Origin of the sequence: Sulfurospirillum sp. UCH001 (genome assembly GCF_001548035.1) — a bacterium.
GTDB lineage: Bacteria > Campylobacterota > Campylobacteria > Campylobacterales > Sulfurospirillaceae > Sulfurospirillum.
The window spans coordinates 439,323-464,302 of the sequence record NZ_AP014723.1 but is presented as its reverse complement, the minus strand read 5'-3'; the positions used below and the strand labels follow the sequence as shown (position 1 = coordinate 464,302).

At 39.2% G+C, this 24,980-nt stretch carries 28 protein-coding genes; 16 read left to right on the top strand and 12 right to left on the bottom strand.

Going from position 1 to position 24,980, the window contains the following annotated elements; all coding sequences use genetic code 11:
- The first annotated feature begins 39 nt into the window (after nucleotides 1–39).
- From ribA to mscL, 3 genes are read left to right on the top strand one after another with little or no spacing between them, the layout of a single operon-like run.
- Nucleotides 40–603, top strand: coding sequence for a GTP cyclohydrolase II (ribA, locus tag UCH001_RS02375; protein ID WP_067173850.1), 564 nt, complete (start codon nucleotides 40–42; stop codon nucleotides 601–603).
- A gap of 8 nt (nucleotides 604–611) precedes the next feature.
- A complete protein-coding gene (locus UCH001_RS02370) occupies nucleotides 612–1,064 on the top strand; it encodes a GNAT family N-acetyltransferase (protein ID WP_067173848.1) in 453 nt (150 codons plus the stop codon).
- Nucleotides 1,048–1,476, top strand: coding sequence for a large conductance mechanosensitive channel protein MscL (gene mscL, locus UCH001_RS02365; RefSeq protein ID WP_067173845.1), 429 nt, complete (start codon nucleotides 1,048–1,050; stop codon nucleotides 1,474–1,476). Before UCH001_RS02370 ends, mscL begins: the two co-directional genes overlap by 17 nt.
- A 47-nt stretch (nucleotides 1,477–1,523) precedes the next feature.
- On the opposite strand, the gene UCH001_RS02360 is transcribed toward mscL, so the two are convergent.
- On the bottom strand, nucleotides 1,524–2,120 hold the full coding sequence (locus tag UCH001_RS02360) for a superoxide dismutase (protein ID WP_067173842.1): 597 nt from the start codon (nucleotides 2,118–2,120) through the stop codon (nucleotides 1,524–1,526).
- A 184-nt stretch (nucleotides 2,121–2,304) separates the two neighbouring features.
- Between UCH001_RS02360 and UCH001_RS02355 the strand changes: the two genes are divergently transcribed.
- The 6 genes from UCH001_RS02355 (at nucleotide 2,305) to UCH001_RS02330 (ending at nucleotide 7,398) form a co-directional block, all read left to right on the top strand.
- Nucleotides 2,305–2,733, top strand: coding sequence for a desulfoferrodoxin family protein (locus UCH001_RS02355; RefSeq protein WP_067173839.1), 429 nt, complete (start codon nucleotides 2,305–2,307; stop codon nucleotides 2,731–2,733).
- 130 nt (nucleotides 2,734–2,863) lie between these two features.
- The gene (locus tag UCH001_RS02350) at nucleotides 2,864–4,849 is read left to right on the top strand and encodes a methyl-accepting chemotaxis protein (protein ID WP_067173836.1); all 1,986 of its coding nucleotides are present in this window, start codon (nucleotides 2,864–2,866) and stop codon (nucleotides 4,847–4,849) included.
- A gap of 114 nt (nucleotides 4,850–4,963) precedes the next feature.
- The gene (gene rsmG, locus UCH001_RS02345; RefSeq protein WP_067173834.1) at nucleotides 4,964–5,533 is read left to right on the top strand and encodes a 16S rRNA (guanine(527)-N(7))-methyltransferase RsmG; all 570 of its coding nucleotides are present in this window, start codon (nucleotides 4,964–4,966) and stop codon (nucleotides 5,531–5,533) included.
- Complete coding sequence (locus UCH001_RS02340; RefSeq protein WP_067173831.1) at nucleotides 5,523–5,747, top strand: PP0621 family protein; 225 nt, start codon at nucleotides 5,523–5,525, stop codon at nucleotides 5,745–5,747. The genes rsmG and UCH001_RS02340 overlap by 11 nt, the downstream gene beginning before the upstream one ends.
- Nucleotides 5,747–6,124: a hypothetical protein gene (locus UCH001_RS02335; protein ID WP_067173827.1), complete on the top strand. Its 378-nt coding sequence runs from the start codon at nucleotides 5,747–5,749 to the stop codon at nucleotides 6,122–6,124. The genes UCH001_RS02340 and UCH001_RS02335 overlap by 1 nt, the downstream gene beginning before the upstream one ends.
- 11 nt (nucleotides 6,125–6,135) lie before the next feature.
- Entirely contained in the window at nucleotides 6,136–7,398 is a 1,263-nt protein-coding gene (locus tag UCH001_RS02330; protein ID WP_067173825.1) for a GGDEF domain-containing protein, read from the top strand.
- Here UCH001_RS02330 and UCH001_RS02325 read toward each other — a convergent pair.
- From UCH001_RS02325 to UCH001_RS02315, 3 genes are read right to left on the bottom strand one after another with little or no spacing between them, the layout of a single operon-like run.
- Nucleotides 7,378–8,406: an alanine racemase gene (locus tag UCH001_RS02325; RefSeq protein ID WP_067173822.1), complete on the bottom strand. Its 1,029-nt coding sequence runs from the start codon at nucleotides 8,404–8,406 to the stop codon at nucleotides 7,378–7,380. The genes UCH001_RS02330 and UCH001_RS02325 overlap by 21 nt on opposite strands.
- A 4-nt stretch (nucleotides 8,407–8,410) precedes the next feature.
- The gene (locus tag UCH001_RS02320; RefSeq protein ID WP_067173818.1) at nucleotides 8,411–8,647 is read right to left on the bottom strand and encodes a hypothetical protein; all 237 of its coding nucleotides are present in this window, start codon (nucleotides 8,645–8,647) and stop codon (nucleotides 8,411–8,413) included.
- 9 nt (nucleotides 8,648–8,656) lie between these two features.
- Nucleotides 8,657–9,757, bottom strand: coding sequence for a murein L,D-transpeptidase family protein (locus tag UCH001_RS02315; RefSeq protein WP_067173816.1), 1,101 nt, complete (start codon nucleotides 9,755–9,757; stop codon nucleotides 8,657–8,659).
- A gap of 164 nt (nucleotides 9,758–9,921) precedes the next feature.
- On the opposite strand from UCH001_RS02315, the gene UCH001_RS02310 reads away from it, so the two are divergent.
- From UCH001_RS02310 to nuoF, 5 genes are read left to right on the top strand one after another with little or no spacing between them, the layout of a single operon-like run.
- The gene (locus UCH001_RS02310; RefSeq protein ID WP_067173813.1) at nucleotides 9,922–10,284 is read left to right on the top strand and encodes an NADH-quinone oxidoreductase subunit A; all 363 of its coding nucleotides are present in this window, start codon (nucleotides 9,922–9,924) and stop codon (nucleotides 10,282–10,284) included.
- Nucleotides 10,275–10,793: an NADH-quinone oxidoreductase subunit B gene (locus UCH001_RS02305; RefSeq protein WP_067173809.1), complete on the top strand. Its 519-nt coding sequence runs from the start codon at nucleotides 10,275–10,277 to the stop codon at nucleotides 10,791–10,793. Before UCH001_RS02310 ends, UCH001_RS02305 begins: the two co-directional genes overlap by 10 nt.
- On the top strand, nucleotides 10,786–12,453 hold the full coding sequence (nuoD, locus tag UCH001_RS02300) for an NADH dehydrogenase (quinone) subunit D (RefSeq protein WP_082705648.1): 1,668 nt from the start codon (nucleotides 10,786–10,788) through the stop codon (nucleotides 12,451–12,453). The genes UCH001_RS02305 and nuoD overlap by 8 nt, the downstream gene beginning before the upstream one ends.
- Nucleotides 12,450–12,935 carry an NAD(P)H-dependent oxidoreductase subunit E gene (gene nuoE, locus UCH001_RS02295; protein ID WP_067173806.1) on the top strand — a complete coding sequence of 162 codons (486 nt, stop codon included), beginning with the start codon at nucleotides 12,450–12,452 and terminating at the stop codon, nucleotides 12,933–12,935. The genes nuoD and nuoE overlap by 4 nt, the downstream gene beginning before the upstream one ends.
- A complete protein-coding gene (gene nuoF / locus UCH001_RS02290) occupies nucleotides 12,925–14,169 on the top strand; it encodes an NADH-quinone oxidoreductase subunit NuoF (protein ID WP_067173804.1) in 1,245 nt (414 codons plus the stop codon). The genes nuoE and nuoF overlap by 11 nt, the downstream gene beginning before the upstream one ends.
- A gap of 15 nt (nucleotides 14,170–14,184) precedes the next feature.
- Here the strand turns inward: nuoF and UCH001_RS02285 are convergent, their stop codons facing one another.
- From UCH001_RS02285 to UCH001_RS02250, 8 genes are read right to left on the bottom strand one after another with little or no spacing between them, the layout of a single operon-like run.
- Complete coding sequence (locus UCH001_RS02285; RefSeq protein ID WP_067173801.1) at nucleotides 14,185–15,690, bottom strand: NADH-quinone oxidoreductase subunit N; 1,506 nt, start codon at nucleotides 15,688–15,690, stop codon at nucleotides 14,185–14,187.
- On the bottom strand, nucleotides 15,690–17,171 hold the full coding sequence (locus tag UCH001_RS02280; protein WP_067173799.1) for a NuoM family protein: 1,482 nt from the start codon (nucleotides 17,169–17,171) through the stop codon (nucleotides 15,690–15,692). The genes UCH001_RS02285 and UCH001_RS02280 overlap by 1 nt, the downstream gene beginning before the upstream one ends.
- A gap of 3 nt (nucleotides 17,172–17,174) precedes the next feature.
- Nucleotides 17,175–19,061 (bottom strand): NADH-quinone oxidoreductase subunit L, encoded by a 1,887-nt coding sequence (nuoL, locus tag UCH001_RS02275; protein ID WP_067173796.1) that lies wholly within the window; start codon nucleotides 19,059–19,061, stop codon nucleotides 17,175–17,177.
- Nucleotides 19,058–19,378 carry an NADH-quinone oxidoreductase subunit NuoK gene (gene nuoK / locus UCH001_RS02270; RefSeq protein WP_067173792.1) on the bottom strand — a complete coding sequence of 107 codons (321 nt, stop codon included), beginning with the start codon at nucleotides 19,376–19,378 and terminating at the stop codon, nucleotides 19,058–19,060. Before nuoK ends, nuoL begins: the two co-directional genes overlap by 4 nt.
- Complete coding sequence (locus UCH001_RS02265; protein ID WP_067173790.1) at nucleotides 19,375–19,872, bottom strand: NADH-quinone oxidoreductase subunit J; 498 nt, start codon at nucleotides 19,870–19,872, stop codon at nucleotides 19,375–19,377. Before UCH001_RS02265 ends, nuoK begins: the two co-directional genes overlap by 4 nt.
- Complete coding sequence (locus UCH001_RS02260) at nucleotides 19,869–20,363, bottom strand: NADH-quinone oxidoreductase subunit I (protein ID WP_067173787.1); 495 nt, start codon at nucleotides 20,361–20,363, stop codon at nucleotides 19,869–19,871. Before UCH001_RS02260 ends, UCH001_RS02265 begins: the two co-directional genes overlap by 4 nt.
- Nucleotides 20,364–21,647 carry a complex I subunit 1 family protein gene (locus UCH001_RS02255; protein WP_067173785.1) on the bottom strand — a complete coding sequence of 428 codons (1,284 nt, stop codon included), beginning with the start codon at nucleotides 21,645–21,647 and terminating at the stop codon, nucleotides 20,364–20,366.
- Nucleotides 21,644–23,158 (bottom strand): 2Fe-2S iron-sulfur cluster-binding protein, encoded by a 1,515-nt coding sequence (locus UCH001_RS02250; protein WP_067173782.1) that lies wholly within the window; start codon nucleotides 23,156–23,158, stop codon nucleotides 21,644–21,646. The genes UCH001_RS02255 and UCH001_RS02250 overlap by 4 nt, the downstream gene beginning before the upstream one ends.
- A gap of 139 nt (nucleotides 23,159–23,297) precedes the next feature.
- On the opposite strand from UCH001_RS02250, the gene UCH001_RS02245 reads away from it, so the two are divergent.
- Nucleotides 23,298–23,774: a hypothetical protein gene (locus tag UCH001_RS02245; protein ID WP_067173779.1), complete on the top strand. Its 477-nt coding sequence runs from the start codon at nucleotides 23,298–23,300 to the stop codon at nucleotides 23,772–23,774.
- A gap of 131 nt (nucleotides 23,775–23,905) precedes the next feature.
- Nucleotides 23,906–24,412 carry a PAS domain-containing protein gene (locus tag UCH001_RS02240; protein ID WP_067173776.1) on the top strand — a complete coding sequence of 169 codons (507 nt, stop codon included), beginning with the start codon at nucleotides 23,906–23,908 and terminating at the stop codon, nucleotides 24,410–24,412.
- Nucleotides 24,413–24,980: the final 568 nt, after the last annotated feature.

Here is a 24,980-nt window from a genome sequence, read left to right as displayed (position 1 = left end):
AAAAAGTAGTGATTTTAGCATAACTGGATATAAAAGAAAATGAAAATAGAAATTTCCGAGGTTGCGAACCTTCCCTCACGTTTTGGAACGTTCAAAATCCAATCTTTTAAAGAGGGTATTAAAGAGCATCTTGTTGTTTTTAAAGAGCCTTTAGGTGAGATTCCGTTAGTGCGTGTGCACAGTGAATGTTTGACAGGTGATAGTATGGGAAGTCTTAAATGTGACTGCCGTGATCAGCTTGAATTTGCGTTAACGACCATTGAAAAGCAAGGTGGTATGGTGATTTATTTACGTCAAGAAGGGCGTAACATAGGACTTTTAAATAAAGTCAATGCGTATGCTCTCCAAGATAAAGGGTTTAATACCATTGAAGCCAATCATCAGCTCGGTTTTTTAGATGATGAACGAACATATGAGATGGTTGAATTTATTTTGGATTATTATAAAATCAACAAAATCAAACTTCTCACCAACAACCCTAAAAAAATTGAAAGTTTGAAAAATGTTGAAATTGTAGAGCGCGTTCCAGTCATTATTCCATCAAACAAATTTAATGAAGGTTATTTAAAAACCAAAAAAGAGAAAATGGGACACCTTTTCTAGGAGAAACTATGATACGCCCTGCGACAGTGGAAGATGCTTATGTCATTGAAAAGCTTCTTGCTGAGCTCGGATACGCAGATACGTCATCGTTTATTTCCATCCGCATTAATGAATTATTAGAACATCCTGATGCGATGCTCTTTCTTTATGAATTAGAGGGCCTCCCTGTTGCCCTCCTCTCTTTACATATTATTCCACAAATCGCGCTTTTTGGCTCATTTTTACGTATCAGTTACTTTATCGTTGAAGAAAATGCTCGTTCTTTAAAAATTGGTTCAGAGCTTGAAGCTTTTGCAACACACATTGCCCAAGAAAAAGGATGTGATCGCATCGAAGTACACTGCCATGAGCGCAGAAAAGATGCCCACAGATTTTACGAACAACATGGGTATGTAGAGTCTTCCAAATATTATGTTAAACAGATCACATTAAAAAGGAGTTATGATGCTAAAGGAGTTTAAAAACTTCCTTATCAAAGGAAATGTTGTCGATATGGCGGTAGGTTTTATCTTTGGTGCAGCATTTGCTACCGTTGTGAAGTCATTGGTCACCAATATTATTATGCCACCGGTGGGGCTTTTACTGGGCAATGTTGATTTTTCTTCCTTGTTTATCGCACTTGATGGTAAAAGTTACGCTTCGCTTGCAGATCTGGAAAAAGCTGGAGCACCTGCCATTAAGCTGGGTGTCTTTTTTAATGATATCACCTCATTTGTTATTTTGGGATTTGTCATGTTTATGATGATTAAAGGGTACAACAAACTTGCCCCTAAAGAAGTAGCAGCTCCCGCAACAAAGATATGTCCAGAGTGTTCAATGTCAATACCCGTTACTGCAAAAAAATGTCCTCATTGTATCAGTATACAGGAGTGATAAAGCTATGACATGTAAGCAAAATGGCTTACATGTCATAAGAAAAATTAGCCTTTCAAATTAGCGTTAGCAAAATCCCAATTGACTAAATGTTTCAAGAAAAGATCCAAATAATCAGCACGTCTGTTTTGATAGTCAAGATAGTAAGCATGTTCCCATACATCAACCGTTAAAATCGCTTTTTGATCATGCGCCATTGGAGTGTCTGCGTTTGCGGTTTTAGTGATTTTTAGCTTTCCGCCATCCAGAACAAGCCATGCCCAACCACTACCAAATTGTGTCAAGCCTGCATTTTTAAATGCATCGACAAATGCGTCATAACTTCCAAAATCTTCATTGATTTTTGAAGCAATCGCGCCAGTTGGAGCGCCACCACCACCTTTTTTCATAGAATTCCAGTAAAACGTATGATTCCACACTTGAGCAGCGTTATTAAAGATACCTATTTTTTCAGGTTTATTAGCAACTGCTAAAATGATTTCTTCAAGAGTTTTATCAGCAAGTTCTCCACCTTGAATAAGATTGTTTAGGTTGGTAACATACGTTTGATGATGCTTGCCATGGTGAAAAGAGAGGGTGTTGGCTGTGATATAAGGTTCTAGTGCGTTAGCTTCGTAAGGAAGCGCAGGTAATGTTATAGCCATAAAAAACTCCTTTGTCTAAAATATAATGATGGGTTCATTTTACTGCTTCTTGATAAATGAATGATAAATCGTATGATTTAATTTTAATTCAATGGGAATAACTCTTTTTTAATATTTTATCTTAAGTGATTTACGCCTCTTTTCATGTATAATTTTCTTACATTTTGCACGTAAGGAGTCTATTATGGAACGTAGAGATGCTCTAAAAGTTGCTGCACTTGCAGTTTTATCAACAACCGTTGCTAGTGCGTATGATGAGAAATTAATCGTAAATAAACAAGCGATGAGTATCAAAGACCCTGCTAACCCAACAGAAGCAGAACTCAAACATTCTCCTGAAATTACCGTAGGTTCACCTGATAAAAATGGTTTCGCTCTTGTCGAAGTCAATGTAGGACAAAAAGGTGTACTTCATCCAAGCGTTGAAAATCATTGGATCTATGAAATTACTCTTTTTGCTGATGGTCAAAAAGTAGCACTGGTTTCATTAGAGCCTAAAACTTCAAGAGGCTATCTTGCAGCACGTGTCGATACAAAAAATATTCAAACACTCTCAGCCGTTGCTCGCTGTAATCTCCATGGAGATTATACTTCGTCTCTCAAGCTTTCTTAAATTCTCTCTCCTTTCAAGGGAGCCTACCCTTGAAAGGATTTGACTTATATCAATGCATTTTAGTTTACATAGTGAGTATAATCAAAAATTATCATAAAATTTTAAGAAAAGATTCCTTGAGGAGAATGAAATGCGACGAACCATCAAACGACAATTAACATTAGTCTCTATTGTTGTTGTTTTTGTAGCACTGCTACTAGGTATCAAAACAATGATGGAAGGACAGAGTAAACTACACAATATTCACGATTTACAAAACATTGTTACCCTCTCAACCAGTATTAGCCTTTTCGTGCATGAGAGTCAAAAAGAGAGAGGTACCAGTGCTGGATTTATCGGATCATCTGGTAAAAAATTCGCAGACAAATTAGCTCCTCAACGACAACTTACCGACAAAGAACAAAAACGCTATACCGAAGCACTTGAAAAAATTGATCTTTCACGTTACCCTCAATCGTTAAGCGACAAAGTAAAAACGATTGATGAGATGCTTAAAAAACTTCCTTCTATTCGTAGCCGTGTTGATAGCTTGAGTATCAGTGCCGCTGAACAAGTTGATTTTTATACACTTTTGAATAAACATCTTTTAGACATTGTTGCCTCAACTGCCGTCCTCTCTTCCGATACTGAAATAGTCAAACAATTAGGTGCTTATGCAAATTTCCTAAAAGCAAAAGAGCGTACTGGTATTGAGCGTGCGGTTCTTTCTAATACCTTTGCGGCAGGTACGTTTGCACCCAATATGTTTGTTAAACTTATTACTCTTGTCTCAGAACAAGTCTCGTATATTGACTCCTTTTTAGGAACAGCTTCTCCCGTTTCGATTGCTTTTTATGAAAAAACGATGCGTAATCCACTCGTAGCTGAAGTTGAAAAAATGCGCAATATCGCTATCGATAAAGCAGCTGTAGGTAACTTCGGTGTTGATGCGACCCATTGGTTTGACACTATTACAAGCAAAATCAATTTACTCAAAGAGGTTGATGATGCACTCGCACAAGAAGTTTTAACATCTCTTTCCATACTGAAAAGCAATGCCCAAAAGCAAATGTTCATCGAAGGTGGCGGACTTGTAGTGATAACATTATTTATCATCATCTTGCTGTATGCAACGTTTCAAGATGTCATTCGTGCCATTACAACTTCTGGTAGAAAACTTGAATCTATTGCTACCAATCTCGACCTCACACAATCTTTAGAATTGCAAAGTGATAATGAGATTTCTGATACGATGCAACAAGTTCAGAAGTTGATTTCTAATTTTAAAGACTCTATCTCAAAAGCTCTTGATACCTCAAATCAAAGTGTTGAAGCCAGTAACTCACTAAGCAATGTCTCAACCAATCTCGCCTCTAACATTGAAGAGCAAAACCGATTTATTCACACAATTCAGCAAGAAATGCAGTCGCTTAAAGACAAAGAGATCGCGATGAAAGAGATGTCTTTTAAAACGTTTGGCGATCTTGAACAAACCAAAGAAGTGTTAGAAGCTTTTGTGACCAATATGAGTAAAGTGGTTGAACTCATCGCTCAAAGTGCGCAAAAACAACACGAACTTGGAGGCAAAGTTGATTCGCTCTCTAGCCAAGCAACTCAAATCAAAGAGGTTTTAAGCATTATTGGAGATATTGCCGATCAAACCAATTTACTTGCGCTTAATGCCGCTATTGAGGCCGCACGCGCAGGAGAACACGGACGTGGATTTGCTGTTGTTGCTGATGAAGTACGAAAACTTGCAGAACGTACCCAAACATCACTTTTAGACATCAGTACAACAACCAATGTCATCGTACAAACCATTCATGATGTTACGACTGAAACAGAAAATATCTCACAGTCGTTCTACCACCTCTCTAAAGAGACCAATACGCTGATCTCAGATTCTCAAAATACCTCTGAAAAGCTCAGTAACACTATTCGCATTTCAGCACAACAAACATCAGAACACACTGTCGTTGCACAAACTGTTGAAACGTTCATGAAGCACATTGATGAAGTCACCACACTTTCTGAAAACAACAATGCTTTAGGAGAGAAGGTTAAAGATATTTCTAAACATCTCTCTGCAAAAGCGGAAAGTGCAAACGTTGAACTAAGACGATTCCGCATTCACTAATACTCGTTGTAAGCCCTCGCTTGGGCTTACATCCTATCAATCTAAAATATTAATTGCTCATTAATCGCCATTTGGGTACGATATACCTTTAAATTATAGAAAAGGTTTTTGTCAATGGCAGAATATTCGCTTCCTGATACATTTTGGCATAAAGTGGATGTTTTCACAACACTTTTGCTACAATACAATCAAACACATAATATATCAGGTGCAAAGACCAAAGAGGCCGTTCTTAAAAATGTAGAAGATAGCGTCTATCCTCTCAAGTATTTAGAGATAAATAGTATCAAAAACGCTATTGATATCGGTACAGGAGCAGGCTTTCCTGGGCTTCTTCTAGCGCTTGCGCTTCCAGATGTGCACTTTACCCTTTTTGAGCCGATTGCGAAAAAAAGTGCATTTTTACATCTTGCCAAGACAACACTTGAACTTAAAAATGTCGATATTGCCACAAACAGGGTCGAAAAAGTAACCCCTTTTTCAGTTGATCTTATCAGTTCACGTGCCGTTACAAATACAAAAATGTTGGTCAAATTATGTAAAGCGTTCATTGCACCTACCACAACGCTTCTTTTTTATAAAGGGGAGTTAGTAGAAGAAGAGATCAAAGGACTTTCTAATTGTCATATCTATCAACGTGACAAACGCTATTATCTTGTTATGAAGGATGTTAATGCTTCTTAAAATTGCACTTTTTGTTGCTGTCATTGTTCTCATTTATATCTTTTTTTTCAAAAATAGTCGAAAAGAAGAAATTAAAAAAAACAGTTCTAAAAAAGTCTTAGAAGGCGAAACGATGGTTGAATGTCATGCATGTTCAACGTATATCAGTCATAAAGAAGCCATCATTAAAGATGGACTCTTCTTTTGCTCAAAAGAGTGTGCGAGGTTACCCTAATGTTACTCATTGGTCATGAACTTATCTCTAACGAGCCTTTCTACCGTGTTGTCTCTAGCGAAGAGATCGCCAAAACACCTTCACAAGCGGTCGTTTTGTTCAATTTTGATCCTGCATTATCAATGTATTGTAATGCTCAAAAAGTCTCATTTGCCATGCATGTTAAAAACATTAAAGAGCTCGTTTTAGCCAATGCGCTACGCGCTTCTTATTTTGTTGTTGATAAAGCATTAGCACTGCATGCGCAAAAAATTGCTGATGATTATCTGTTTGATGGTAAAGTTTTACTCTTAAGCAATGATGACAATGAGATCGAATTTGCAGCATCTCATGCCATCGATGGCATCTTATTTGAAAATGGAATTAAATCCCTTTAGGTTAAGGACACATGAATAAAAACCATTACGTTATACTAGCGTTCATTATCACCCTACTTTATTGGACGTTAGATGCCTATAAGAGTGCATCTTTATACGGATCATCACTGATTGATGAGTTCTTGTTACAAACGCCTCATACGCTTATTTTCGTTAAACTTTTAACAGCTGGGTTGATTTTTTCACTCACACTTGCACCTCTTTTCTTTAACAAGCGTGTACAAGCAAAAACGAAAACACCTCTCAATGAGTTTGGTGAATTGCAGCGCATTGCTGATATTTTGTTTTCATCACTCTCTACGAAGATCAATGTCGTTAAATCGCTTGAAATTCTTGAGGAAATTTTACATTTAGAAGCGAGTCTTCTTTTTATTTACAACAAAGAAACATTGACACTCTATAATGAAAATGAGTTTATCAAAGCCTTTTTTCGCTCCAAAGAGATCTTACCTTTTCGTGCTACCTCCACACGTAGCGATGTTGAAGAATTCGCCGTCAATTGTTATTTAGAAAAACGTGCAACGTCTGAACTGAGCATGAAAATTGATAAAAAGCAGGCCACTCTCTTTGCCTTTGCATTGCAAGAAAACCGCAGTGAAAAACCTTTTGGCAATTTGATGCTCGTTAGCCATGATCCAACTTTTATAGAACAAAATCGTGCATTAATTGAAAAACTTACTCAAATGCTTACTTTCGCACTGTCATTGGCTGCGAAAAAAGAGCTTTTACAAACGCTTAATAACCAATACTCCAGTGATACAACGAGCCATTTTGATAAGGTACTTAACATCATTAACTTCTCTAAAGTGCAAGAACATATTGACCATGAGTATAAACGTCATAAACGCTACCATACGGCATTAACACTTGTCCTGATTGATATTACTATGCTGAAAAATTTAACCAAAATATTTCCTGCAGAAGTGGTAATGGCACTCAAAAAAGATTTTATACAATTGGTGAAAAAAAATACACGTGAAGTTGATATTTTTGGAAAATGGACTAACGATCAATTTGCCCTACTTTTACCTGATGTTGATTTTCGTGCAGGGCAACGCGTTGCTCAAAAACTTCAAGTAGCTTTAGATGAAACAAAATTTGCTAGAGTTGGAAAAATCAGTTGTAGCTATGGCATCACGTCACTCTCGCCTAAAGATACCGTTGGTAGCTTTAAAGCCAGAGCTGAGAGTGCGCTTGTTTCTGCTTCTGCAAAAGAAGGAAATGCCATCGAAGTAAAACTCCAAACAACGGAGTTAAATCACAACGCGTTTTAACGCGGGATAGAGTTTGGTGATAATCTCGTAGCTAATGGTGTGAAACTGTTTTGCTAAAGGATTAGCATCTTCGAACATACATACCTTTTGCGCATCACCACCAAGACAAAAGCTATCCATAGACATACGCCCTTTTGTAAGGCTTCCATCTGCCATCGCGATAGGAGAAGAGCCATCAAAACGGAAAAAACCATCTCCATAACCGATATCATACGTTGAGATCACTTCATCCACTGGTGCTTCATACACACCGCCATAGCCAACACGTTCACCTTTTTTGAGTACACGAGAGCTGAGTTTTTCTGCCCATAACGCAAGGACGGGTTTAAGATCAAATGTAGCAATTAGAGGATCTAACGTTGTATAACCATACATCGCAATACCTGTTCTCGCATAGTCATCATCACCTATAGTATGTGTTCGAAGGAGTGCAGATGAATTGCATGAATGAAACAAGGCGTGAGGTAATTGATACTGTTCAATCAATGCTTTAATACGTTTCTTAGCACGTTCAAAATTGGCTCTTTGCCAGAAAAATTCGCTACTGAGTTCATCGGAACTTCTAAAGTGTGTGAAGACACCTTTTAAATGAAGTTTTTTAGCATAAATTAAAGCCATCGCTTCATCGATTTGATCTTCTTTGATGCCATTGCGATGCATACCAGAATCAAAACTCAGATGAATGGAAGTTCCAGAAGGTAGCGCTTGCAACGCCTCATATGAATGCGCTGCAAGAGAAATAGAAGGAGAAAGTTTTTCAGAAGTGGGATGATCGACCAAGACCAAAACCTCTTCAAAAAGATCAGCAATCTGCTCTGCTTCTGAGATATTTTTAACTGCAGCTCTTTTTAAACCGTACTCTGAAGCAAGAGATGCCATAAGTCTAAGATCATGCCCATAAGCATTATCTTTCAATACCGCCATGAGCTTTGTTTTGCCCCCAGCTTTTGCGCACAACACATCAAGATTGTGAAAAAAGTGCGCCTTATTAATCGTAATAAATGCCATATCTCTACGCTTTCACCCCAAGGTTACGAATTACAAAACCACGAATTTTTCGGGCTTGGTAATCAAGTTTATAGAAATGCTCATACACTGTTTTTGCATCCAAGGTTGGATGATTTGAAAAATCAAAGGCTATGCCATTTTTGTCTTTTGGAACATTTTCATCAAAGTAAGCCATAAATGCATCTCTTGCTTCGATAAGTTTTTCAAGCTCTTTATCAATATCTATTTCATTTGGATTCATATGTGAACCTTATTTTTCTGCCAAAATCTGCATTTTGTCGCCAACTAACTCGATATAAAGTTCTTTTTCACCTTTTGAAGCAAATGATGGGCTTTTATAGGTTTGGAAAAATGAAACTTTAAAGAGTCTACGCTCATCCACTGTTGGATAAGGTGCAACACTGATATGTTCGAATACAATTGATTTATTCTCTTTACGAGAGAAAATCTGCTTTTTCATATTTGAGAATTGTACTTTTCCTGATCCATCGGACTTTTTAAAGTCATTGGAGTAAAAATTCAAATAGGCATTAATATCATTAACTTTCCAAGAATGTTGCCATTTATATACTTCTGTCAAAATCGTTGCAACATTTTCACGAGACATTTTAGGAACTTTAGATTCTCCAATGATAACAACTGCACTTTGTGCGTTAATCTCAGTATCAAGGATAACAAGTTGGTTGTTTTCAAACGCAACACAACCTTTGGTTCTATCATCACGATCTTTACCATCTATAGGCATACCATGAATCCAAATACCATCACCGTTTTTGCCTCTTAAGACATCAAATAAGTTCGGATAAGAAAGGACAAATGCCAATGGTCCATAGAATTGATCCATCGGTTTAAAACGTTTAGTGATTTCATAAACACCTACTGGAGTTTTAAGATCACCTCGTTTAATTTTGTCACCACTTTTACCCATAATAACATCATCGTGCGCACGAACAAGTTTTAGACCATCGTCTTCATTGTGGTACACTTCACAACGTTTACGATCTTTTTCACATACAATTAGTGACTCAACATCTTCATAGTAACCATAACCAACTTCGACGCCTTTAAGTTGCTTCAACCAATAATCACGTGCCATTGACTCTTTTTCGGTTGGCATTTTGAGTTTAGGTTGTTTTTTCTGACCCAACTTAACCACAGGCTCTTTAGGCTCTTCTTTCTCTTTTTTAACTTCTTTAACAGGTACTTCTTTTACCTCTTTGGATTCAAACTCTTTTTTGAGAAAATCCTCGACAGCATTGATACCTTTTGTTTTGTAAATTTTATAAATATCTTCAGCCGTTGCAGCATATAAAGCCAAGGCACACAGAGATAAAAAGACCAGATAGCGCATACATCCCCTCTTATTCATTAATTCATTACGATTTTTGGAGCCTATTTTATAAAAAAATCACTTAAGACCTCCTCTGTTCAGCAAACAAAAATTGATTTTCTTTTTTTACGTATATTTTAAAATTCTTTGGCTAATATGGATCAATTTCAATAAAAGATGCGCTCATGTCCTTAGAACTCATTTTGGCTTCATGTATCGTCGCTCTACTGGTTATTCTTCTTCCCACACTTTTTCTACTCAGTAAAAAGTTTGGACCTTCAAACGTTGGAAATAAAGCAAAAAACAGTGTGTACGAAAGTGGTATTAGCTCTCCTGTAGGAAGTAGTGAAAGCCGTTTTAGCGCTAAGTTTTACCTTGTTGCAATTTTATTTGTTCTTTTCGATGTCGAAATTGTCTTTATGTTTCCATGGGCTGTAAATGTAAGAGAACTCTCTTTTTTAGGACTCTTTGAGATGTTTACTTTTATCGGTTTACTTCTTTTTGGACTTATCTACATCTACCGTATTAAGGCACTCACATGGCAGTAGGAGCAGAAGCGATTTTCGGGGAAAGCCTCATCACCACAAAACTTGACAGTGCCATTGCATGGGCAAGAGAATCTTCTATGTGGCCTTATATTTTTGGAACAGCGTGTTGTGCCATTGAATTTATGAGTGTGGCAAGCAGTAAGTATGACATCTCCCGCTTCGGCGCAGAAGTCGTACGCTTTTCTCCACGACAAGCTGATTTACTCATCATCGCTGGCACGATCAGCTATAAACAAGCACCTATTTTGAAAAAGATTTATGACCAAATGAGTGAACCAAAATGGGTCATCAGTGCTGGGGCGTGTGCCTGCAGTGGTGGATTTTACGATAACTATACCACCATGCAAGGTATTGATAGCATCATTCCTGTGGATGTTTATGTGGCAGGATGCCCTCCTCGTCCGGAAGCATTTTTAGATGCGCTTTTAGAGATTCAAAAAATTCAAGCCTCACAAAGCTTGTTAGAAGACCGTGCGAAACGCGTTTTTAAAGGAGTACTTGGTGCCTAAAGCGTTTAAAGCACTCTTCCAAGAACACTACCGTGTCGATAGCAACGGTGCATTTGTTCTTCCAAAAGAGCTGATTTTACAAGCATTACAACTCCTTTTTGAAAAAGACGACTATACGTTTTTGGTCGATATGACGGCAGTTGATTATTTGCATCAAAAAAACCAACCCGAACGTTTTGCGATTATTTATATTTTACGAGATCAGCATTTTCAAAACCTCATCACACTTAAAACCTACATTGATAGCTCGCTTGCAACGCAAAGCATCACATCACTTTTCAAAAGTGCCAATTGGGCGGAACGCGAAATTTGGGACCAATACGGCATCCACTTTAAAAATCATCCTAATTTAAAGCGCATCCTCAATCACAAAGAGTTTGTAGGGCATCCTTTACGCAAAGACTATCCCATCACACAAGGACAACTCTGTCATAAGAGTGACGATTTGATGGATGAGATGACTCCAAGACTTAAAACCAAAGGGTACTCTTCACAAGAAGAGTTGATGTTTCTTAATCTAGGTCCTGCACACCCTGCAAGTCATGGAACTATTCGTACCTTTGTGGCACTCGATGGTGAGAACATTACCTGTGCAGTCAGCGAGATCGGTTACCTCCATCGAGGTTTTGAGAAATCGTGCGAAAATCATACCTACAATCAAATCATCCCTTATACCGACAGGCTTAATTACTGCTCCGCTATTCTGAACAACATCGGTTTTGCTCATGCTGTTGAGGGTATTTTAGGGGTTGATTTACCTGAACGTGCCAAGTTTATTCGCGTTATCATCGGTGAGCTTTCACGTATCATCGATCATTTAGTCTGTTTAGCTGCTATTTTAGTCGATATGGGCGCACTTACCAACTACTGGTACCTTTACAATCCACGTGAAAAAGTGTATGACCTCCTCTCTAAATTAACTGGGGCGCGCCTGACAAATTCGTATATGCGCATTGGCGGTATGAGTCATGACTTATACGATGGTTTTGAGCATGACTTAAGCGTTTGCCTTAAAGAAATCGAGCAAGGTGTGGGTGAAACACTCAAGCTCATCGAACACAACCGCATTTTCCACGATAGAACACAAAATGTAGGTATTATCACCAAAGAAGATGCCATCAACCGTGGTCTTAGCGGTCCCAATCTTAGAGCATCTGGAATTGCTTATGACCTGAGAGTCACTGCACCGTATTATCACTACGAGACCTTTGACTTTGACATAGCCCTTGGTAGTGTCGGAGATGTGTACGATAGAATGATGGTGCGCTTTGAAGAAATACGTCAAAGTACACGTATTATCCATCAAGCGATGCAAAGGCTTCCAGAAGGCCCTATTTGCGTACAAGATCATGCGATTTCTTTGCCGTCTAAAAAAGAGGTTTACTCAAACATCGAAGGGTTGATGAACCAATTCAAGCTCATTTATGAAGGTGTTAAAGTTCCACCAATGGAGTATTACCGTGCTATCGAAGGAGCTAATGGAGAACTTGGCTTTTTTATTATCAGTGATGGGAGTGGCACTCCTTATAAAGTGAAAGTACGACCTCCTTGCTTTTATGCAATGGCTGCGTATCCACGCATCATCGAAGGAAGTATGATTGCCGATGCTGTTTTAACCTTAGGAAGTCTCAATATCATCGCAGGAGAGTTGGATCGATGAATACCTTTTCATTCAATCACGCCAATGAGGAAAAATTTAATGCGCTATTAGAGCGCTACCCTAACAAAAACTCCTTAATGCTCCCCTCGTTATGGATGGTACAGTACCAAGAAGGCTGGATTAGCTTAGATGCAATGAGTTACATTGCCAAAAAACTAGAATGTTCAGCAATGGATGTTTACTCCGTTGCTTCATTTTACACGATGTTCAACCTTCAACCCATCGGAACCTACCATCTGCAATTATGCAAAACACTTTCATGTATGTTGGCTGGTTCTAAAACGTTGCAAGAACATTTACAAAATCGCCTTGGCATTAAAGCTGGCGAAACAAGCCAAGATGGTAAATTCACTCTCTCTTTGGTCGAGTGTTTAGGATCATGTGGTACAAGTCCTTGTATGCGCCTCAATGATGACTACATCGAAAATCTGACCGTTGAAAAGCTCGATGCTCTTTTAGAGGAGCTTCAAAATGGTCGTTAAACTGGTCAGTAAAAACTTTGATATACCAGAAGCCTATACTCTGCCAGTAGCGAGAGAAAATGGTAGATATGCTTCTTTAGAAAAACTCTTTTCTATGAGCCCCGATGAAGTCACCAGTGAAGTTGAAAAAAGCGGACTTCGAGGCAAAGGCGGAGGTGGGGCACACACAGGAGAGAAGTGGCGACTTATCCCTAAAAACAACACTAAACCTGTTTACCTTGTTATCAATGCCGATGAGGGAGAACCAGGAACCTTTAAAGACCGTCAGATTTTGGAGTTTGACCCGCATTTACTCATTGAGGGTATCATCTGTTCTTCCTACGCCATTGGCGCGCACCATGCGTATGTCTACATTCGCGGTGAGTATGTCTTTTGGATGAACCGTTTGCAACATGCTATTGATGAAGCTTATGCAGCAGGCATTTTAGGGAAAAGTATTTTAGGACATGAGTATGCTTTAGATATCACCGTTCACAAAGGAGCAGGTGCGTACATCTGCGGTGAGAAAACCGCTCTTTTAGAATCTTTAGAGGGCAAACGAGGGCATCCAAGACTGAAGCCTAAAGGCAAAGAGCCTGAGTGGTTTTTTGGTAATCCAACGGTGGTGAACAATGTTGAGACCATCGCCAGTGTTCCTTACATCATCAATGAAGGGTATGGCGCTTACCAAATGTATGGTACGAAAGAGTCTCCTGGTACGATGCTTTTTGGTATCAGTGGGCATGTGGAGCAACCAGGAGTTTATGAACTGCCTTATGGAACGTCTATGAAAGAGGTTATTTACGACCTTTGCGGCGGTATTAAAGATGGCAAAAAACTCAAAGCCATTATTCCCGGTGGTTCATCGGTGCAAATACTAAGAGCTGATGAGATCGAAGATATCACACTGGACTACGAAAGCCTCAAAGCACATGGTTCCGCCCTTGGAACGGGTGGTATGATCGTCATGGATGAAACTGTTTCTATTCCCGAAGTGATGAAAAACCTCTTTGAGTTTTACCACCATGAATCTTGCGGTCAATGTACCCCATGTCGGGAAGGTACAGGCTGGGTTGATCATATCTTAGCTAAGATTTTAGCAGGCAGAGGAAATAAAGAAGACTACCAAACCATCCTTGATGCCTGCGATATGCTCAATGGTAAAACCATCTGCGTTTTTGCACCTTCTGTGGCTTTTATCGCGCAGAGTTATTTGAAGAAATTTCCTGAAGAATTTGAAGCGTTACTTAAATAGCCTTTGGTATAAAGGCTATTTGATAAACAACGACATATACGAAAGTCTCGCACTCTCTATTAAGAAGTCAACGCCTGGGAAGTAAGCGATAAAGGTATTACCAATACCACCCCAAATAATGGCGATTGCAATAAATCCAATCGTAATTGGAGTAATGCCTTTTAGACTTGGTACGTGATCCCACTCCGACTCACACGCAGGGTAAAAGTACATCAGTGCAATAAGCTTAAAGTAGTAGTAAATAGAGATAAACGTTGCGATGATGCCGCACACTGCTAAGAAGGTATAACCCGCTTCAATCGCACCTGTGAAGATGTAAAACTTACCGACAAAGCCGATAGTACTTGGTATGCCTGCTAAGGAGAGCATAAAGATGCTCAGCATCGCCGCCATATAAGGATGCACATGTGCAAATCCCCTAAAATCCTCATACTTTACACGAATATGCTCATCGGCAGCAATATACGAAATAAGTCCAAATGCCCCCATTGCTGAGAGAAAGTAGGCTACTAAGTAGTAGATGATGGAAGAAGAAGCACTCTCTCCTGCATAACCAATGGAAACAAATGCGATCAATAAATAACCCGTATGCACAATACTTGAAGCAGCGAGCATTCGTTTTAAACTCTCTTGGATAATCGCTAAAAAAGTTCCATATAAAAGTGTCGCAAGAATAACAACAATGAACAGAGTGTCCCAAATGTCACGAATTGGGTCAAGGTCGATGAGCATCAAACGAAGCACAAACCCAAAAATAGCTACTTTAAACGTTGCCGCCATAAATGCCGTTACAGGAAGTGGTGAGCCATCATATACATCGATCGTCCAGTTTTGAAAAGGAAATGCTGAGATTTTAAACAAGAAGGTCACCAGAACAAATGTACTACCAATGATGATGAGTGAAACGTCCTTTCCTATCAAAAGATCCAGTGTTTTGCCCATATCGCCCAAGATGGTCGTACCAAGTCCCGCATAAATAAATGCAGAGCCCAAAAGAAAAAATGCTCCGGAGATCGAGCCAAGCACTAAGTACTGGTAACTCGCTTCCACACGTTTATCATGAATCTTTTGAAAACCTATCATCACGTAAAGTGCTAATGATGCTATTTCTAGAGCGATGAATGCCGTTAAAAGCTCATTGGCATGAACTAAAAACATCATGCCAAATACAGAGAAAAGAAAAAGAGAGAAGAACTCTTTTTTGAAATGGCGTTTATCTTGAAAATAGTGTGTTCCAATTAGCGCAGTAACCAAAGCACCACTTAAAATGATGGCATCAAAATAGACCGAATAACTGTCAACAATCAACATTTTAGAGAAAATTTCTTGCATTGGAAAGGCCGTAAAAAGCTTTCCAAAATAGTAAAAATCAGCTCCCAATGCCAATAGTAAGATAAGAGATGTAAAGAGCGAAAAACGCTCCATCGTTATCTTTTCCAATGGAGAAAGAAGCATTAAGAGGATCGCTCCAGCACCGACAATGATGAGTGGCAAAAGATAGCCTAGTTGTACCCATTGCATCACTGAACTCCTACATGTAAAATGTCGAGCAGATAGTACTGCAACGTAGGCTCGATTTTATATAAAAACAGATCGGGGTAAACACCCATCGCTAAAATCAAAAAGGCAAGTGGGAAGAGTCCTATGATCTCATGTGCACTTAAATCTTTCATTTGTGAAACATCGTTATCACTTTTAACTAAAACAGCTTTTTGAAAAACCCAGAACATATAGCTAGCCGCCACAAGCACTGTAAGAGCCGACAACACACCAAGATAAGGGTTATAGTGGAAAATTCCCAGTACGATTAAAAGTTCTGCGACAAACCCATTGGTTCCAGGGATACCTACGGTACAAAAGAGCATAATGGCAAAATAGAGTGTAAACCACGGTGCTTTAGTGGCAATGCCTCCGAGTGCACTTAACGAGCGAATGCCAAGATGTCGCTCCATCACACCCACTAGCAAAAAGAGTCCGCCAGTCGCGATAGCATGTGCAACGATTAAAAAAGAGCTTCCCATCATACCTTGAACATTCAAAGCAAAAACACCCGCAGTGATAAGTCCTAAATGTGAAGCGGAAGAGTAAGCAAACATCTTTTTAATATTCATTTGACAAATTGCAGCAATACCAAAATAGACCAATCCAAAAATCCCTAACGCTACAAAATAAGCGGAAAATTCTACAAAAAGGTCTGGGAAAAGAGGAATCATAAAGCGAACAAGCGCATAGACACCCAACTTTGCCATGATGGATGAAAGCAAGAAAACACCACCCGTTGGAGAGTTAGAGTAGGTTTGAAGCAACCAAGAGTGAAATGGAAAAAGTGGAATTTTGATAGCAAATGCAAGCATAAACCCAAAGAAAAGCAAGATTTTGTGTTCACGTGCAATTGTAGTGATGTTTATTAAATCTGAAAGTGCAAAACTCCACATGCCAAATTCATAGTAGTGTGCAACGCCCAAATAAAGGATACTCACGAACATAAAGAGTGAACCCATAATAGTATAAATCGTAATCTTAAGTGTAGAAAAGACGCGATTGCCCGAGCCAAAAAGACCGATTATCATAAAAACAGGCAACAACATCGCTTCCCAAAAAAAGTAAAACAAAAAGAGATCAAGTGAAAAGAGTGTACCACTGATTCCTGATTGAATGAAGAGCATATTGATCCAGTAACTTTTAGAGCGTGCATTATTCCAAAGAAGCAGGTACGCACTAGGAATGAGTGTTGCAATAAGCATCAAAATAATGAGTGAAAAACCATCAATACCCAAACTGTAGGAAATCCCATAACTCTTAATCCACGGATAAAATTCTTTAAATTGCAGTGTCCCTGTCAGTTCAAAATGGGCGTAGATATAAAGAGCAAGTGCAAAAATAACAAGAGAAACACCAAATGCAATATTACGAGTTGGACGAGAAGAAAGAGGAATAATCATCAGCAAAAAAGCGCTAATCATCGGTAAAAAGATAATGATGGAAAGAATACCTATACTCATGTTCTACCCTAATACATAAATCAAATAGCATGATGCCGCACTAATGCCCAACATCATAATAAGTGCATAAAGCCGTACATGCGCATTTTGCACAAGAGCAACAAGATGCCCTAGTTTAATAACCCCATAACTCAGTCCCATAATAAAGCGATCAACAATATTCACATCCAAATTTACTGCAAAAAATTCACTCAGTTTTTTAATAGAACGTACAAATAAAAAGTCATAGACTTCGTCCACATAGAATTTGTTATAGACAACACCTTTTGTCACTTCTTGATGTTTTGAAAAGTCATACGCACTAAATTTTTTATAGGCAATACCAATACCCAACAGTGAGATAGCAACATTAAGTGCGAGTAACCACCACTCAGTTTCATGGCTAACATGCATTGCCCTCATGCCCCATTCTCCTAACCAAGTACCGATGAGATGACTTCCACCTAAAAGCGAAGGTAAGCCTACAAAACCTGCAAGAAGCGAACCAAATGACAAAACAACCAAAGGTGCTTTCATCACCCACGAGACATCATGAGGATGGTGGGTATGTTTGGCGTTTTTGCCCTCAAAGACCACAAAAAAGAGTCTGAACATATAGTATGCCGTGAGGACCGCACTGCACACAGCAATGCCCCAAATAAGGTACTCACCACTATTAAATGCAACCAATAAAATCTCATCTTTACTGAAAAACCCCGCAAAAGGAGGAATACCGCTAATCGCTAACGTAGCGATCAGCATACTCATATAGACCACAGGAGTAACATGACGCATTTTGCCCATCTTGAAGATATTTTGCTCATGGTGTAATGCGACGATTACTGCACCTGCACCCATAAAAAGAAGAGCTTTAAAAAAGGCGTGCGTAAAGACATGAAAAAGCGCACTACTGTAAGCACCCAAACCAACGGCGATAAACATATACCCTAGTTGAGACATTGTTGAATAGGCTAAAATCTTTTTAATATCACTTTGCTTTGTAGCGATGATAGCAGCGAACAATGCACTAAACGCACCAATATACGCGATAAAAAGCCCAATAGTGGGGATAAGTTCGTACAAGAAAGCAAAACGAGCGACCATGTAAACACCGGCTGTCACCATCGTTGCTGCATGAATCAGTGCTGAAACAGGGGTTGGTCCTGCCATTGCATCAGGTAGCCACACATACAGAGGTATCTGAGCCGATTTTCCCATCGCGCCGATAAAGAGCGCAATGCCTACAAGCTCCATAAGCCAAAGTGGCATGGTGCTGATCTTAGCAGCAATGGTTGCATAACTAAAGCCTGTATCAGAGCAGTAAAAAAATAGAATCGCAAGTCCGATTAAAAAGCCAAGATCACCCACACGGTTGACGATAAACGCTTTATTGCCTGCAACGACATTGGCATTGTCTTGAAAATAAAAACTAATGAGCAGGTACGAACAAAGTCCTACTCCTTCCCAACCAATAAACATAATCAAAGGTCCATCTGCGAGCACGAGCAAAAGCATCGAGCTTAGGAACAGATTGAAATAAAAAAAGAACTTTCCATAGCCCTTATCTTCGCTCATATAAGACGTCGCATAAAGGTGAATGAGCCAGCCCACAAAGGTGATAAAGAGCACCATAAACAAAGAGAGTTTATCGCCTAAAAAACCCATATAGATTTTGTACTCGCCCACGCCAAGCCACAAATAGGGCTGAAAATGAAGCGGTATATCGTATTTTGCAACGTACAAAAAGCCACTGAGCCCTAGCACAAAACTAATAAACGGTGCGAAAAGTGCGGGAATAGTGAACCATCGTTTTCGTAAAGGTTTTTTTGTAATGGAGAACATATACAAAAGCCCAATGAGGACAGAAGAAAGTAAAGGAGCAAGAACAATGAATGCAAGAATGACACTCATACTGCCTCCTTTTGAGAAAGGGTTCTAAAGATATCCGAATCAAGCGTTTTTTTACGACGATACAAGACAATAATGAGCGATAAAAAGACTCCTGCTTCTGCCGCGGCAATCGCAATGACAAACATAGCAAGTACTTGCCCACCCATATCGTGATGGTAGTTACTTAGGGCGATAAAAATAAGATTAATCGCATTGAGCATCAGCTCAATTGACATATAAATCACAAAGATATTTTTACGGCTAATGACACCTAACAGGCCAATAGAAAAAAGAATCATCGCAACAGTGATATACATAAAAAGAGAGTTAGCGATCATGCTTCTTCCTTTCGTCCAAATACAACTGCACCGATGAGGGCAACAAGCAGTAAAATTGAAATCAACTCAAAGGGAAGTAGCCATTGTGTGAAAAGCTCCATACCTAATGGTTTGATCTTACCAAAATCGTGCTCCAATGGCTCTGTTAAGAGTGGCATTTTATAAAAGGCACGCAAAATCAAAAAATTGATAGGTAAAAGAGCAATGGAGCCTAGAAAAAGCGTAATATTTTTATTGGGCTCTTTCGGCAGGTTTGCCTCTTTGACATTGAGGAACATAATGATAAAAATAAAAAGTGTCAAAATCGCACCTGCGTAGATGATGATCTGCACCATAAATAAAAACGAAGCGCTTAAAAGGGCAAAAAGCCCCGCAAGAGCGATAATAGTTAAAATAAGACTAAGCGCACTGTGCACAGGCTGATGAAAACTGACCATACCCACAGCGCCTAAAATGGCAAAAAAGCTGAGCAACAAAAAGAGTATATCTATCATGCTTTTTTCTCCTCATGCGCTAAAAGTTGCTCTTTATTTAACACAAAATCTTCTCGTTTTTTACCAATGAAACTAAAAATTCCGCTATCCATACGAATGGCATCGCACGGGCACGCCTCGACACATCCACCACAAAAGACACATTCTAAAAGGTCGATATCAAAACGTTTTGGCATCTTTTCATCGACCCCATCACTTCTCTCTTCCGCTTCAATAAAAATGCACTCAGCAGGACACGCGGTAGCACACATAAAACAGGCCACGCATCGTACACTGCCATCTTCCCGTTTGGTCAGACGATGCACCCCACGGTAGCGTTCATTAATGTCATGAGGCATCTCTTCTGGGTAATTGATGGTTTTAATGTCTGGTGTATCTCCAAGATTGGTAAACAGATGAGAAAGTGTGGTTTTCATACCGCCAAAAATGGCAGGTAAATAAAGTTTTTCTTTGAGGGTACCACCATGGCGTGGAACGATTTTAATGCCCATTTACATCCCCCTAACCACAACGATAATTGCGCTGATAAAGATATTTGCCAGTGCTAAAGGCATCAAAACTTTCCAACCGAGCATTTGCAGTTGATCATAACGAAAACGAGGCAATGTCCAACGTACCCACACAAAAATAAAGTTCATAAAAAGTAGTTTTAATGCAAATGTAGTGATTTGAATGATTGCTGTCGCAACGTTAGTAGATGTTTCACTAAGACCTGAAAACAGAAGGAAGCCAAGCCCTGCTATAACAAGAACATTGATGCCAATTAAGCCTTTTTGTAAAAAAGCACTCTCATGGTTTCTGACATCACCCGCTTTATGCCACCTATTATGTTTTTTAATCCAGCGCATTGCAGACCAGCTTCCAAGAGGAAGAGCAACCATAATACACATTAAAATAAAAGGCATATACGATTGTAAGGTTTGGGTATTGAGATACGGCAGATGATACCCACCTAAGAAAAGTGTCACGATCAATGCGCTTGATGCGCTCATCGCAACATATTCGCCCACGAAAAAGAGTCCAAATCGCATAGCGCTATATTCAGTATGAAAACCACCTACGATTTCACTCTCGCCTTCAGCCAAATCAAATGGTGTACGGTTAGCCTCAGCAAATGCCGTAATAATAAAAATGAGTGCAGCGATAGGCTGAATGATAATACCCCACGCAGGAATAAATCCAAAGAGCAGTTGCCCCTGATATGTCACGATGTCGCCTAAGTGAATGGAGCCATAGGTAATAAGTACAGAAACCAATGAAAGCCCCATTGCCGCTTCATAACTGATAACTTGCGCTCCTGCTCGCATTGCCCCTAGGAGAGAGTATTTGTTATGACTTGACCAACCACCCAGCATAATGCCATAGACACTTAGCCCTGCAAGCGCTAAAAACCACAAAATACCCAGATCCATCGGCAATCCCTGCATAATAAAACGCTCACCATTGATGAGAAGATCATCTGCAAAAGGCATTACCATGAAACTTAAAAAGGCTGAGGCAAAAACAATGACGGGTGCTAATGAGAAGAAGAAACCTTCTTGAATCGCCTTGGCTTTAAAATCCTCTTTAAAAACCAGTTTGAGCATATCGGCAAATGACTGAATGAGCCCGCCTAAACGGATACCATTAATATGACAACGATTGGGTCCTAAACGATCTTGAATGAGTCCAGCAACACGGCGTTCTATCCACACTAAAATCGGCGCGGCACCCAAAGAAAAAAGCAGTGTTAAAACAACATTGATGATAACGACAGCAATGCTTAGAGTACTCATAGTGTTATCTTTGGCGTATCTTTAAGTGATGCAAAGGAGATACCTTTGAGCACTTCATAAAAGAAAAGTTCAGCTTCCCACACTGCTTGGCATGTCGTCACTGTATCACCTAAAATTTGAGCTACAATCGCCAGCAATGTTTTATGAGCATTTTCACTTTTAATCACACATGAACTGTATTGGATATAGCCATCAATATTAATGAAACTGCCTTCTCGTCTGGTATGTGATGCCATAGGAAGAACCAACTCTACCTCTTTACAACTCACTTCACACTGAGAACATAAAATGGCAATGTTTTTTGCATACCCCATCTCTTTGATCATTTTAGCATCGCTCCGACCAATGAGCACAACCAATTCGGCCATTTGTAACGCTTGCTCTAATCCCTCTTTGCTCTCATCGATGCCTAAAAGTGGGAAAGAGCGTCCATTGGCAGAACGATCATTGCATTTTAAAAAGTCATCGCCAAAACTGACATCAAAGCGTTCAGGCTCATATGCATTGAGCATAATTTCATACAGTTTTGCAAGTTTTTGAACACGCACCATCTCTTCTAAACTAAGATTTGAGCCTAAAAGAAAAAGAGTTTTTCCTAAATGGCGTTTGAGTAAACGCAATAATTTTCCCTCAGCGTATTCGTATTCACTCACTTTTCCACGAATAAGCGCGTGAAACTCTTGATTTTCGTTTTCTATGTGGTAACTGAGTCGTCCAGCATCGCAAATAAAATAACCATTCACTTTATCATTAAGTCTTGGACGATAACGGTAAATCATCTCACGTTTATATTTCTCTTTGTGATGATCTACAAAAATAGAACACCCTCTGGCACAATGGTTACAGATGGCTTCTTTGGTGTTTAGAAACCATACCCGTTTTTGGAAACGAAAATCTTTGCTCGTGAGTGCTCCCACAGGGCAAAGATCAACCACATTCATCGCATAAGGATTGGAAAGTTTTGAACCAGGAAAAGTGGTGATAACCGAATGATCGGCACGGGATAGGACACCTAGTTCACTGGTTTTGGTAATGTTTTTAGTAAATCGTACACAACGGGTACAAAGCACACAGCGTTCTTGATCGAGCACGACATTTGCACCCAAATCAACATGCTTTTCACCTCTGGTTTTTGGTGTGCTTAAACGGCTCTCATACAGCCCCACATCCATATAATAGTTTTGAAGAGAACACTCTCCTGCTTGATCGCAGATAGGACAGTCAATGGGGTGATTAATGAGTTCAAGCTCTAGAATGGAACGTTTCACGCGGTCAATATTTGCACCTTTGGTGCGGATGATCATTCCTTCTTTAATCGGTGTATCACAAGCGATTTGAGGACGCTTTTGTCCTTCAATTTCAACCATACACATACGGCAATTACCATCTTTTCCAAGAGCAGGATGGTAGCAAAAGTGGGGTATATTGATATTGTGTGCCAATAGTTCTTCAATCAGCAATGCACCTTCTTTAACCTCTAATACCCTGCCATCTACCGTAATATGCGCCATTAAATTGCTATCCTCATTTGGACGTAGTGTCTCAATTCTAGCGAGCATAAACTTTAAAGTAGCTGTCACTTCTGGTTTACTAAAAATTCAATCAAGAGATGTTAAACTCTGCACATTTTAAATATTTTAAGGAAATTGCATGCCTTCGTCTCGCTTTTTTAAATGGCTTATCGTTGAAATTATTGCGGTTCTTCTTATTGGTGCTTATATCCTGATCGACTCGTCCGATATTTATCGATGGTGGGTAGGAGACACCCGTTTTGTACAATCGACCGAACCGTGCGATTTGCATGTAGAAGCATGTGAAGTAACACTTAAAGATGGAACAACACTTTCTTTGGATATCGAACCAAAAGAGATTCCACTCATGAAGCCATTGCACTTTAAAGTAACATCTGCCATTGATTTACCGAGTATTGAAATTAAACTTTTTGCCACCAATATGAACATGGGATTTCATAACATTACCCTTAAACAGAGTGCAAAAGGTATCTATGAAGGTGAAGGAATGCTCCCCACATGCGTTATGGGAAATATGATATGGCAAGCCAATGTTGTACTAAATCAAACCTCTCAAAGCCAAGGAGCTATTTTTACGTTTAAAACAGATAAGTAACTTAAAAAAATAAGACTACGTTACACAAAGTAATGTTTGAGGATAGGAATATTTATTGCATTCTATTGTGTGACATATGAACCATTTTTTGCGTTATACTTATAACTTAATTTTTCTGAGGAGTAGCCACCGTGTCCATTACCCAAAAAGGTGAAGAACTTCACTTTGACGAGAACCAATTTATCGTCTCAAAAACAGACCTTAAAGGCAGAATTACCTACGCGAATGATCTTTTCATCCAAATTTCTGGTTTTAAAGAGCAAGAGCTCATCGGAACACCTCACAATATCCTACGCCACCCTGATATGCCAAGAGCTATTTTTAAACTTTTATGGGATCGCGTTCAAGCAGGTAAAGAGGTTTTTGCCTACGTTAAAAATAAAACGAAAAACAATAAATATTACTGGGTACATGCCTATATTACCCCTATTGTTGACACAAAAACTCAACAACTTATTGGGTATCACTCTGTTCGTCGTTCACCAAGTGCAAAAGGTATCGAAGTGATTGCCCCTTTATATAAGAAAATGCTTCAAGCAGAAGAGCAAGGTGGCATACAAGCATCCACAGCTCTTTTAGATAACACCCTATCTCAATTAAAGGTCAGTTATGATGCCTTCATCCTCTCTCATGAATAGATCTTCTCTTGCAAAAGTGCAAGATGCCAATATTATCTCTCTCGTTGCATTTACGTTTGCCTTCATTCTTGAAGTCTCATATAATGGCTTTCACTGGATTCAAATCATCAACTTAACAAACTTTGCACTCGCTTGGTTTATGTTTATCAATATCCGAAAAGTTCAAAAAACGATTCATGCACTTGCTGACATTGTTAAAGAGAGTGAACATGGTAATTTACACGGCCGTATTGTCAATGTCAATGATGGAGGAGAACTCAAACTACTCTGCTCTAATATGAACTCCCTTTTAGACAATTTTGAACTGGTTACAAAAGAGATTAAATCAACTATTTTTGCTGCATCCAAAGAAGATTTTAGCCGTAAAATTCTTCAAAAAGGTATGCACGGTGAGTTTAAAGAGCAAACCGAAATGGTCAACAAATCGGTCAACGCTATGAAACAAACGCATGAGTTTATCGCACGTAATACCCTCAATGCAGAACTAGCACAAATTAGCAGTGGCTCTAATGACTTTACAACAGTCCAAGCCAATCTTACAACCATTGTTGAGCGCCTTAAAGAGATC